The 10,821-nt window shown below is 42.8% G+C and carries 12 protein-coding genes; 4 read left to right on the top strand and 8 right to left on the bottom strand.

The features are described 5' to 3' along the window. The 6 genes from KUG63_RS11225 to KUG63_RS11200 all read right to left on the bottom strand — a co-directional run. The coding region (locus tag KUG63_RS11225) for an aromatic-ring-hydroxylating dioxygenase subunit beta (protein WP_287555383.1) at nt 1-481 on the bottom strand (481 nt) is incomplete at its 3' end. Continuing rightward, nucleotides 474-1,829, bottom strand: a complete 1,356-nt coding sequence (locus tag KUG63_RS11220) for an aromatic ring-hydroxylating oxygenase subunit alpha (RefSeq protein ID WP_015006976.1) — start codon at nt 1,827-1,829, stop codon at nt 474-476. The genes KUG63_RS11220 and KUG63_RS11225, both read right to left, overlap by 8 nt. 50 nt (nt 1,830-1,879) lie before the next feature. Further along, a complete protein-coding gene (locus KUG63_RS11215; RefSeq protein WP_287555381.1) occupies nt 1,880-2,539 on the bottom strand; it encodes a glutathione S-transferase family protein in 660 nt (219 codons plus the stop codon). A gap of 25 nt (nt 2,540-2,564) precedes the next feature. Beyond that, a complete protein-coding gene (locus tag KUG63_RS11210) occupies nt 2,565-3,344 on the bottom strand; it encodes an SDR family NAD(P)-dependent oxidoreductase (RefSeq protein ID WP_015006978.1) in 780 nt (259 codons plus the stop codon). After that, nucleotides 3,341-3,691: a hypothetical protein gene (locus tag KUG63_RS11205; RefSeq protein WP_015006979.1), complete on the bottom strand. Its 351-nt coding sequence runs from the start codon at nt 3,689-3,691 to the stop codon at nt 3,341-3,343. Before KUG63_RS11205 ends, KUG63_RS11210 begins: the two co-directional genes overlap by 4 nt. A gap of 1 nt (nt 3,692) precedes the next feature. Further along, nucleotides 3,693-4,916 (bottom strand): aromatic ring-hydroxylating oxygenase subunit alpha, encoded by a 1,224-nt coding sequence (locus KUG63_RS11200; protein ID WP_287555378.1) that lies wholly within the window; start codon nt 4,914-4,916, stop codon nt 3,693-3,695. Nucleotides 4,917-5,224: 308 nt separating this feature from the next. Here KUG63_RS11200 and KUG63_RS11195 point away from each other — a divergent pair, with 308 nt between their 5' ends. Genes KUG63_RS11195 through KUG63_RS11185 form a run of 3 tightly spaced genes read left to right on the top strand, consistent with a single transcriptional unit; the run spans nt 5,225 to nt 7,544 of the window. Then, nucleotides 5,225-5,851: an FMN-dependent NADH-azoreductase gene (locus tag KUG63_RS11195; RefSeq protein WP_287555377.1), complete on the top strand. Its 627-nt coding sequence runs from the start codon at nt 5,225-5,227 to the stop codon at nt 5,849-5,851. Continuing rightward, a complete protein-coding gene (locus tag KUG63_RS11190) occupies nt 5,851-6,639 on the top strand; it encodes an SDR family NAD(P)-dependent oxidoreductase (RefSeq protein ID WP_287555375.1) in 789 nt (262 codons plus the stop codon). The genes KUG63_RS11195 and KUG63_RS11190 overlap by 1 nt, the downstream gene beginning before the upstream one ends. 17 nt (nt 6,640-6,656) lie before the next feature. Next, a complete protein-coding gene (locus KUG63_RS11185; protein WP_277642531.1) occupies nt 6,657-7,544 on the top strand; it encodes a prenyltransferase in 888 nt (295 codons plus the stop codon). 25 nt (nt 7,545-7,569) lie between these two features. Here the strand turns inward: KUG63_RS11185 and KUG63_RS11180 are convergent, their stop codons facing one another. Then, nucleotides 7,570-8,082, bottom strand: a complete 513-nt coding sequence (locus tag KUG63_RS11180; protein ID WP_238538332.1) for a disulfide bond formation protein B — start codon at nt 8,080-8,082, stop codon at nt 7,570-7,572. 617 nt (nt 8,083-8,699) lie between these two features. Between KUG63_RS11180 and KUG63_RS11175 the strand changes: the two genes are divergently transcribed. Beyond that, nucleotides 8,700-9,383 (top strand): PhoH family protein, encoded by a 684-nt coding sequence (locus KUG63_RS11175; RefSeq protein WP_015006985.1) that lies wholly within the window; start codon nt 8,700-8,702, stop codon nt 9,381-9,383. A gap of 261 nt (nt 9,384-9,644) precedes the next feature. On the opposite strand, the gene KUG63_RS11170 is transcribed toward KUG63_RS11175, so the two are convergent. After that, nucleotides 9,645-10,820 carry a nucleotide sugar dehydrogenase gene (locus tag KUG63_RS11170; RefSeq protein WP_287555373.1) on the bottom strand — a complete coding sequence of 392 codons (1,176 nt, stop codon included), beginning with the start codon at nt 10,818-10,820 and terminating at the stop codon, nt 9,645-9,647. Nucleotide 10,821 lies beyond the last annotated feature (1 nt).

Genomic DNA, 10,821 nt, shown 5'->3' with positions numbered 1-10,821 from the left:
CGACTAACTTCAAGCCATTGCCAGTATCATGCAACAAGTCTTTGCGCGTACCAGTATGGCTAATGTGGTCTTTATCGCGTCTTGCGCGCAATAGGGTAAATTTACTTCGCACATCGTAAACACTCGCCTCATCGGTACAAAACGACTCAATATTTGTTACGGTACGAACATGGTGGGTCGCTGGGTCGTTTAGCCAAACCATGCCGGTATCTTCTCTGGCTGCCCGTTGCTTTAACTTTTCAAAGTTTTCATCGTAGATCATCGTTTCACAAATGGAACTTTTGCCTAGCCTGTTCCTTCGATAAGTATTCATTGGAATAGGCATTTTATAAGCAATGTTTTCATCCAACATGGTCAGCCAATCATCGTAACGTTCTTCATCCAAAACACGTGCTTCAGCTGCCAAAAACCGTTCTATTCGATAAGCTGTTTGCATATCTGTGTCTTTGCCCACTGGCGCTATTTTTTGTTTTCTAGCCATTGACAGACTCCTTCTGTACCGGTGCTTGCGGCAAAATATCGCTGGCTGATTCAGCCAACATAGTTCGTTGCCACTGCGCATAAAACTCTCGCTGACAAAGCTCATTAACAATACCCGGGGAGGCTTCTCCAGGCCCATCCCAATCCATTGTTCGCCCCTTAGCCATACCCAGCCAACCCTTCATTTGCCTAGTTGCATACCCATTGGGAGAGTGTGTGATCGCTTCGGTAAAATCACCATCATCACCTTCTAAAATACCCGCTGAGCCGAATGTCTGACCGACATGTTTGACAATAATATCTTTCACCTCATCAGGTGTGTTTTTATCTGCCATAGAATAGGTTGCCACCTCAAAAGCACCTGGGCCTTTCGGGTGAATAACCCGCAGCAGGTTTAAACCCTGAATAATTTGCAAGTTAGGGAAAACCCCCATATGCGTCTCTGAGCCTAGTAGTTGCTTGCCACGCACCTCACCTAAACGCTCCACAACACTTGGCCTCACTCGCTCAAGGTGCTCAATGCACGGCCCGGGATTATCATATAGTGCATAGCCTGACTGCCCATCGAGTGTGGATAAGATAGTATGTGGCGGTATTGCAATTTGTAATTGCCCTGAGTCATCAAAGCCGGTGTTATCTTTGCCAATACCAAGAACCGATTCACTACGTCCTTGACCAATAGTGCCCACCACTCGCATAGCACCCGCATGTGCCCAAGCTACGTGATAGCCATCACCAATCGCATTTTCTACAGGTAGCTTCCAGTTACCGGGTATTTCTACTCGGTATGGCGTGCCGATAAGCTCCATCCCTTCTGGTGAAGCATCGAGTACAACATCTAGGTAATAGGCCATGTCGCCTAAGTATTCCACTAGGTCCGGGCCTTCTTCGGCAAAGGTACCAAAGATCATTCCCTTGTAGTTTTGTACCCTAGCCACCGGTACCAGACCTAACTTACTACGATCCAAATTGTCATAGATTGATTCTTCTAGCGGCACGGCAGCCAGCTCACCCATATTGTCATACGCCCAACCGTGATATGAGCACGTAAAGGCTTTTGTTTTACCCCACTCCGCATGACACACTTTATTACCTCGGTGACTACAGGCATTCAAAAAGGCTCTTACCTCACCATCTTCACCACGCACAACGATCACATCGTCTTCGCCCATGTAAGTTCTTAAAAAGTCGCCTGCTTCAGGTAATTGGCTATCGTGTCCCAAAAAAAGCCAGCAGCGATTAAAGATCTGCTTTAGCTCTTCTTGATAAATCTCTGGTTCCCAAAAAATACTGCGTGATTGCAGCGCTGCTTCATTATCTATTAATTTATTGTAATCAAACTTACTCATCTCTTATCCTCCCTAAGCGCTATACCTTGGCTAAGCACTCGAATTGACTATTAACCAATTTGTTCTTTACCAGCCTCCATATCCGACATTACCGCTGGCGCTGCTTGCCAAGATGGTTTTTCACGCAAACGAGCTAACCAAGATAAAATGTTCGGGTAGGGTGATAAATCAAGACCAAGAAGAAAAGATAGCGAGGTAATCGCGCCAATAGCGATATCGGCAATGGAGTAATAACCACAGATATAGTCTTGCCCTGCTAATTGCTTATTTAGGATATCTAACGTGCTTAGGAAAGCTTCTTTGGTACTGGCAACAGTTGCTTCATCTGGCTCAGGCGCGGTCATGGCGAAAAAGAAGTTGAGTAAAGCCGGCGCAAAGGATGCTCCTTCCCACGCTACCCACTGTAGAACTTTGGCACGTTCTTTTAAATCTGTTGGTAATAAGCCAGATGATGGATTTGCATCGGCTAGATACTGAAGAATAGCGCCTGACTCCCAAAGAATAAAACCATTATCATCTATCGTGGGTGTGACACCATTTGGATTTATTTGTCGGTAAGGCGCATCGGTAGGTCGACAATCAGCCATCCGATCTAATGCATTGATTTCATAACCCACACCAATTTCTTCTAATGCAATAACGGCTTTACAACCGTTTCGTGAGCCACCGAAGGGATCCCCTTCAGCTTCTATATGATAAAGCTTAATCATGTTCATTCCTTATGTGATTGTTTAATTAAATAGCCGTGAGGCCACCATCGATACAAAAATTTTGCCCCGTCGCGAAGCGGGATTCTTCTGAGGCCAAATAGAGTGCGCAATAAGCAATATCTTCAGGCTGCCCTAATACATCCATCAGCTGTAGTTTCATAATGTCATCGATCATTTTCTTCAACAGCGCTTTATCTGGGAAAACAGCAAATGCGGGGGTTTCAATTAATCCTGGGGAAATACTATTAACGCGTATTTTGGCATCGGCAAACTCTGCCGCTAATGTTCGCGTCATCGCAATCACCCCGCCTTTTGTCATGGAATGTGCAAACTGATGGATATGACCTGCAAAAGTAGACCCAATAACACCTGCGGCAGACGCAGTATTGACAATACTGCCACCCCCTCGGCGTTTCATAATTGGAAAGGCATGTTTGATCGCGTAATACACCAAATCCAGCTCATTACGAACTAGCCAGTGCCAGTCTTCGGTTGAAAATTCATCAATCTTGCCATAACGTACGGCGGACGCATTGTTATATAAAATATCAAAATCACCGTAGCTTTCTACTGCAAAATCTATCCAGCTTTTTACTTGATCTTCGTCGCCTAAATCAACAACACGGCTGACCATTTCACCACCCGCATCAACAACCCGGCGAACTGTTTCCTCGTGCTCGCCTTCTTTTACGTCACAGCCAACAATTTTTGCGCCTTGTGCGGCAAACATTTCTGCCGCTGCACGGCCCTGACCACCTGCGGTACCTGTTATTAAAGCAACCTTTCCTGCTAGACGACCGCTCATAAGATAACCCTGTCGCTAAAGCCTGACTTTTTAACCATTCTCAACGTATCGATGCCGGTGTTTAAAATCGGTGCTTTCCATTTATACACCGCATTATCAACCTCACACATGGCAAGAGCTGCTCTTGATAGCTTAAGGTCCTCTTCTGATAAGTCAGCCAATTTAAATTGGTTTAAGTAATCAATGATCGCAGGCAGCTTTGGTAACATTGCATAATGGAATGAATTAATCTCATCCATTGTGCTATTCATTCGCTTTACCAGCCTATCTTCTGTGGTTGGAAGCGCCCATTTGTTTATTTCAGCCTCAATATCACTGGTATCTGGGCGTGCTATCGCGTTGCTCATTTTATTCTCCTGTTCCTTTCATTGCGCTCATAAGACGATGGTAATAAGCACGAATAGGGATTTCCTGCCTATTAATATGGATCTCTTTTATGATGCCTGCATTAAAGTTCATCTGAATGCCTTCAGCCGTGTACAAGTCTTCGGTTAATACATCCCTAATCTGAATACGACCTTGTTCAGAATTGAACAATTGGCCAAAGTTTTCTATTTCACCGGTGTGGAAGAAATCTACTTCCCAAAGACACTTATCGGGCGAAATAGGCAGCGTTCTTTGAACTAGAATTTGGCCTTTCTGGATAAATAAAACGACATTAGGAAATAATAAATAAGCATCAAAAATCCACAACGGATGATCATCATTTAAAACACCCGCGCCATCATCTGCGCTAAACTCATTTTCAGACTTTGTGTACAAAGAAGTGGCTCCGTGCTTGGCCGACAATAGAGCAACGTCTGTTTGTATACCCATCATTTCCTCCGGCCGGTATGCACAAACTCTTGCCGGCACGCCAATACTGTCTGGATAAACATCAGCTGGCGCATAAGTACCCGGGATAGCACCCGCGATGGTATTACGGTGTGTCTGATCAACGTGGTAGCCTTCGATTTGTGCATCCACCAATAATTTCCAGTTGGCATTAAATGTAGAGCGCCAGCCATAGCTCCACGTCCAATCTTTATTGCCTAGGTACTTGTCAAAAGACTCATTAAGCGGCTGTAGGTACTCTTTCAGAGGAACACTTGGCTTGGGGTCAAGGTTAATAAAAACAAACCCACCCCATACATCAACAGATACTGGCTTAAGGCCCAATTTACTTTTATTAAAGTCACCAAAAAGATCTTCACCCGGCACGTCTGCTAACTGACCTTCAGCGTCAAAGACCCAGCCATGAAAGCCACAGGTCATAAATTTTGCTTTACCGCATGGTTCAGTCAAAACATGCGCCCCTCGGTGTGTACACGCATTATAAAAAGCGTTCACTTGCCCATGCTTATCTCGAGTGATGATGATGGAGACTTCTAAGGCATCAATAAAATAAGTAATATAATCGCCATGCTCGGCAACATCACTTTCTCTGCCTGCCATCAACCATGTTTTCTTAAATATGTTTTCCTTTTCCTGCTCAAAAAAGGCTTGCGACGAATAATGATCGGACGGAATAGCTTCCGTACCAAGTTCATGTGAGCCCAGTGGCGGTATCGCCATAACACTTGCATTTCCCATTCTCTTTCTCCGAAGTTTCTCCGACCTATGAAGGTGGGGTTTATGTTTACCCGCAAAATTCTAACGAACGTTAATTAGTAAATCATAATGCTTCGTGGCTGTCTATGAAAATTTTCTATTGGCAAGCTATATTTTCAGTCATCTAATTTTTACCTATAACACCATGCTATTTCTGAGATTTTTAATCGTTCGACTGAAATAAATTTTGTAAACCCCGTCGCAAATTAGCTTCATCTAATATGAAAAAATTCACAGCTTCGTAAAGGGATGTTAGGGTAAATATCAACTCAATAATTTACGAGGACACCATGAGCAAACTACTTTATATTCAAGCATCACCACGCGGTGACCGCTCAAGTTCTACTGATGTTGCGAATACATACATTCGTGCCTTTAAATCAGTTTCAGCAGACAATACTGTTACCACCTTAAATATTTGGGATATGAACTTGCCTGAGTTTGATGGCGATCGCCTGAATGCCAAATACAGTGTCTTACACGGCCAAAACCCCAATGAAGCTGAGGCCCTTGCATGGCAACAGATCGTTACGCTTATTGAGCAATTTAAAAACGCTGACTGCTACTTGCTTAGCGTTCCTATGTGGAATTTTTCCATCCCCTATAAGTTAAAACACTATATTGATATCATCACTCAACCTGGCCTTACTTTTAGCGTTAACCCCGAGACCGGCTTCTTTGGGTTAGTGACAGGAAAACCGGTTACCGCCATTTATTCTCGTGGTGGCGAATACAGCACTCCTGAGGCGAAGGGCATGGATTTTCAAAAAACTTACCTAGAAATGGCTTTAGGCTTTATTGGCTTTAGGGAAATAAAAAGTGTGCTAATAGAACCTACACTGGCCGACCCAGACTCGGTGAATAGCGCTATTGCGATAGCAAAGGAAAAAGCAAAAACTCTTGGAGAAAACACATAATGGATTTACAAATTAACGATAAAAAAGCCCTCGTTTCAGGTTCTAGCCAGGGCATTGGTTTTGCCATCGCTAAAACGCTCGCGGCAGAAGGCGCAAAGGTTATCATTAACGGCAGAAATGAGGCCAAATTGGTCACAGCTAAAGAAAAAATTCTGTCTGAATATCCGCAAGCACAGGTTGAATATATAAGCGCTGACCTTTCAACCAGCAAAGGCTGTGATCAACTAACCGCCGAGCACCCTCACATAGATATTTTAGTCAACGCCCTAGGTATTTTCGAGCCAAAAGACTTTATGGATATTCCTGATGAGGACTGGGAACGGTTTTTTAACGTTAACGTACTTAGCGGTGTCAGACTGTCACGTGCATATTTACCCTATATGCGAGAAAAAGACTGGGGCCGAATTATCTTTATTAGTAGCGAAAGTGCCATACAAATTCCGCAAGAAATGATTCATTACGGCACCACCAAAACAGCCCAACTGGCTGTTTCACGCGGCTTAGCTGAAACGTGTGCAGGTACTGGCATTACTGTTAACGCCGTGTTACCTGGCCCTACACGTTCGGAAGGTGTCGTTGAATTTGTCGATCAGGTCAGCGGCGGTCAAGAGTTTGAAGCATTCGAAAAAGAGTTTTTCCAATCTATGCGGCCTTCGTCACTGATCAAACGTTTTGCTGATACACAAGAAGTCGCCAACATGGTCACCTATTTATGCAGCCCGTTAGCCTCGGCAACCACCGGCGCTGCCGTACGCGTTGATGGTGGTGTTGTAAAATCTTGCGTCTAATTTAGCATTCTTAATCCATGATGCTCGCCGTCGCCACTTTATCGATGAGGTTGCCGTTCTTGATTTTAACGATGGCTTGTGTGTTCCTAGGAGCCAGTATTGCGATCTCTAGCCAGCCAGACATTAGCATTCCCATTCTGTTGCTGGCACTAACCGGCGCTTTATTGGCCCACATCAGCGTCAACACCCTTAATGAATATTTTGATTTCAAAAGCGGGCTAGATTCAATCACGATAAAAACACCTTTTTCAGGTGGCAGTGGTGCCTTACCTCAACACCCTGACAATGCCAATATGGTCTTCTATATTGGCATTTTTTCTCTCCTTCTAACCACTTTGATCGGCTGTTTTTTCCTCTCGCACTGTGGCATTCGATTATTGCCGATCGGGCTGATTGGAATAGGCTTAATACTGACATATACTCAATACATCAATAAACGCCCCATCATTTGCCTCCTCACACCGGGGATAGGCTTTGGCATTTTGATGGTCGTGGGCACCCAGTTTGTATTAACCGGCGAATATTTGGCTAAAAGCTTTGTCATTGGCGTAATTCCTTTTTTACTCGCTAATAACCTATTACTGCTTAATCAATACCCCGATATACAAGCCGATGCTCAAATAGGGCGCAACCACTTTCCAATTGCCTACGGCTTTAACCTAAGTAATTTTATTTACGGTTTATTCACACTTTTAACAATGTTAATAATTACTGCTAATGTTTTGATTGGTTATTTGCCCAGCCAAAGTTGGATTGCCTTAACGCCTATGCCACTGGCATGCGTTGCTTTATATGGTGCGATAAAACATAAAGAGTGCATTGGTAAACACCCACTTTATCTAGCAAGCAATGTTGCCGTTGTAGTATCGATACCCTTGTTGCTTAGCATCGCAATATTGCTCTAAACGATACACTATTGTTGATAAAGCCCTATTCAGCTGGTTTCGCAATAACAAATAATAAATAAACAATAAATAAGGCCATCACACTAAAAAAGGCCAATAAGGCTTCCGCCATCGTAATGCCAAACGCTATTTCAGGTGTATAACTACATGTCGTTTGTACTTTAAAAACAAACGGCAGCCATTCATCAAGCGCTAACCAAGCTGGCAAGCCTAAATCAAAACCACAGCTGCCAAAAATAAAGCCCCGCTCTGTGCCCAATAACATCCAAGAGCGCTCGATAGAAACACCACACACAGCTAACAAGGCCAATAAACTAACAAAGCGTGAAAACATATAAGCCCTTAATAACAGCCCTATTAACGAAATGACAATCATCGCAACAAGTAAAATTCGTATTTGAATACACACAACGCAAGGAGGGTAATCCAAAACATACTGATAAATTAACGCAACCGATTCCAAAAGAAGACTGAAGACAATAAGCATCAACCAAACTAGTTTTTTACTGGGCAATACCGCTGTACATGCTTTCATCATCTTGATATCTCAATTTTATATTCGTTACTAATCGTGCAGTTTAACGGCTGCTCTATATGCTTACTCAGTAAAATATCAAGAATAATGCTTAGAATACCCATACTAAAGCTGACCATGCTTATTTCTTAGTCTAGCAAAAAAAGCCTTCAAGCTAAATAAGCCCAAAATCAACCGTCATGACGGCTATACAGCTTTAAAGAACTGTGATAAAACATCACTACATTAGCTATTTAAGTTTAATACTGGCTTCAGGGATTGTTCGAATGAATAGCGTGATTGCGTCAGGTAGTAGCAAAACTCAAAAAAACCAAGGTCGATGACATTGGTCGCTAATGCTCCCTCATCATTAGCTCACAGTGCCACCTTTGCTAAAAACTTGCGCGCAGATAACAAGCCTCAACCGATAAGCCATCACGGCGTATTTAATAGACCAAAGAAAAATACAGTCAGGCATATAAGTCTAATAAGCTTAAACAATATGGATAAGAGTGCATTAATCGCTCTCTTCAGCTTACTTAGTATTTTCATATGTGTTGTAGCAAGCCATCTACTTATTTTCGACCTAATACTTAATCATCACTCGCTTTACCCCCCCTAAATGATCTGGAGATAACTTTATGAGCGCCCGTCGTAAAAAGGAGAAGTTCTATGTCGTTGATAACCGCCCGGAAATATTGGCTAAAAATTTCACCCAGAAAGAGTATATTCGAGCCATTTTTGAAAATGATATGGTTTGCGTGATGGGCCCCGCCGGTACAGGTAAAACATACATAGCGGCTACGCTAGCTTCACGTATGTATTTTGATGGCGAAATTAACAAAATTGTCTTAACACGGCCTAATGTATCTGCATCGGAGTCACTGGGGTTTTTCCCTGGCACGTTAACTGAAAAAATGGCGCCTTGGGTGGCCCCATTTACCGATGTTATTCGGCAGCAATTAGGCGACGGAACCTATGACACCATGCTTAAAAACGGCAACTTAGAAATAGCCCCTTTTGAAACCATGCGCGGACGATCGTTTAATGATGCATTTGTTATTTTAGATGAAGCACAAAATACTAGTCCGAAAGAAATGGAAATGTTTGTTACCCGTGTTGGCGACAATTCACGAGTCATCATCAATGGCGATATTATGCAATCTGACATCATGGGCTCCAATGGCTTACACAAAGTTCTACAACTGATCAACAAATTAAACTTACCTGTTCCTATTATAGAGTTTCAAGTTGAAGACATTGTTCGCTCACCACTATGCAAAATGTGGATAGAAGCCTTTATGGAAGACGCTCAATACAACTAAAACCGTCATACTTGCCGATAAATAGCTGATATGTATTTACTCATAGAGTACGTAGCCAGCTTTTTATCGGCTCTTTCATAAAAAAGAGCCTCTTCTCAGCGAAAACCAATATTAGCTCCAAACCCTTTGCGTTTTTGATCAATTGAAGCAGGCAACTTACCCGCAACTATACGGTTCGGCAAGCTACCTGTGCTTAATTTTATTTGAAAGAACTGTGCGTTATAAATAAGCTTATATTGGCTGCAACGATTCTGCTCTCACCTATGCATCATTACCAAATAAATCCCTTGTATACACTTTGCACAGCACATCGTGTAAATCATTTGATAATCGATTGGCGACAATAAGATCCGCTTGGCTTTTAAAAGAATCCAAATTGCTCATGACCGGCGAATTAAAAAAACTCGTCCCCTCCAGCACTGGCTCATAAACAATCACCTCAATGCCTTTGGCTTTAATACGCTTCATAATACCCTGCACGGCTGAAGAACGAACGTTATCGGAGCCTTGCTTCATAATAAGCCTATAGATACCCACTACCTTTGGCTGGGTTTTTATAATTTGCTCGGCAATAAAGTCCTTACGCGTATTGTTGGCATCAACAATGGCTTTAATTAAATTATTCGGCACTTGTTGATAGTTTGATAATAATTGCTTGGTATCTTTAGGTAAGCAATAACCACCATAACCGAATGACGGGTTGTTGTAATGCTTACCAATCCTTGGGTCTAGACCAACGCCCTCAATCACCTGACGCGTATCTAATTGATGTAACTCGCAATAGCTATCGAGTTCATTAAAGTAGGCAACCCGCATTGCAAGGTACGTGTTTGAAAACAGCTTAACCCCTTCGGCCTCCGTTGAGTGTGTATATAATATCGGTATTTCATCAGCCGGCAGTTTTGCACCATCCACCAACAGCTTAGCAAACACTCTTGCTCGCTCTGATTTTTCACCAACAATAATGCGAGAAGGGTACAAATTGTCATGCAGTGCTTTTCCTTCGCGTAAAAACTCCGGCGAAAACAGTATGTTTTTTGTACCGTATTGCTCCCTTACTTTATAGGTATAGCCAACTGGAATCGTTGACTTAATAACCATCACAGCCTCAGGGTTAATGCTCAAAACATCGCCAACAACCGTTTCTATAGAAGAGGTATCAAAAGCATTGGTATCCACATTGTAATTGGTGGGCGTGGCAATAATGACATAATCAGCCTCGTTATACGCCTCATATTGATCGTTGGTAGCCACCAAGGAAAGACTGTCATCCTTTAAAAACTGCTTAACGTCTGAATCGTCTATAGGCGATTTTTTCTGTTTTAATAAAGCAATTCTCTCTGCTGAAATATCAAAAATAACAACCTGATTACGTTGTGACAGTAGCAGAGCTAACGATATGCCTACATAGCCTGCACCTGCTATCGCTATTTTCATT

The organism is Cycloclasticus sp. (assembly GCF_019090545.1).
GTDB lineage: Bacteria > Pseudomonadota > Gammaproteobacteria > Methylococcales > Cycloclasticaceae > Cycloclasticus > Cycloclasticus pugetii.
This window is presented reverse-complemented; position numbering and strand designations above follow the sequence as displayed.

Excerpts from the sequence above, each read along its gene's own strand:
- KUG63_RS11220 (WP_015006976.1), bottom strand. The coding sequence starts at position 1,829 with ATGAGTAAGTTTGATTACAATAAATTAATAGATAATGAAGCAGCGCTG.
- KUG63_RS11195 (WP_287555377.1), top strand. The coding sequence starts at position 5,225 with ATGAGCAAACTACTTTATATTCAAGCATCACCACGCGGTGACCGCTCA.
- KUG63_RS11190 (WP_287555375.1), top strand. The coding sequence starts at position 5,851 with ATGGATTTACAAATTAACGATAAAAAAGCCCTCGTTTCAGGTTCTAGC.
- KUG63_RS11200 (WP_287555378.1), bottom strand. The coding sequence starts at position 4,916 with ATGGGAAATGCAAGTGTTATGGCGATACCGCCACTGGGCTCACATGAA.
- KUG63_RS11170 (WP_287555373.1), bottom strand. The coding sequence starts at position 10,820 with ATGAAAATAGCGATAGCAGGTGCAGGCTATGTAGGCATATCGTTAGCT.
- KUG63_RS11205 (WP_015006979.1), bottom strand. The coding sequence starts at position 3,691 with ATGAGCAACGCGATAGCACGCCCAGATACCAGTGATATTGAGGCTGAA.
- KUG63_RS11180 (WP_238538332.1), bottom strand. The coding sequence starts at position 8,082 with ATGATGAAAGCATGTACAGCGGTATTGCCCAGTAAAAAACTAGTTTGG.
- KUG63_RS11215 (WP_287555381.1), bottom strand. The coding sequence starts at position 2,539 with ATGATTAAGCTTTATCATATAGAAGCTGAAGGGGATCCCTTCGGTGGC.
- KUG63_RS11185 (WP_277642531.1), top strand. The coding sequence starts at position 6,657 with ATGATGCTCGCCGTCGCCACTTTATCGATGAGGTTGCCGTTCTTGATT.
- KUG63_RS11210 (WP_015006978.1), bottom strand. The coding sequence starts at position 3,344 with ATGAGCGGTCGTCTAGCAGGAAAGGTTGCTTTAATAACAGGTACCGCA.
- KUG63_RS11175 (WP_015006985.1), top strand. The coding sequence starts at position 8,700 with ATGAGCGCCCGTCGTAAAAAGGAGAAGTTCTATGTCGTTGATAACCGC.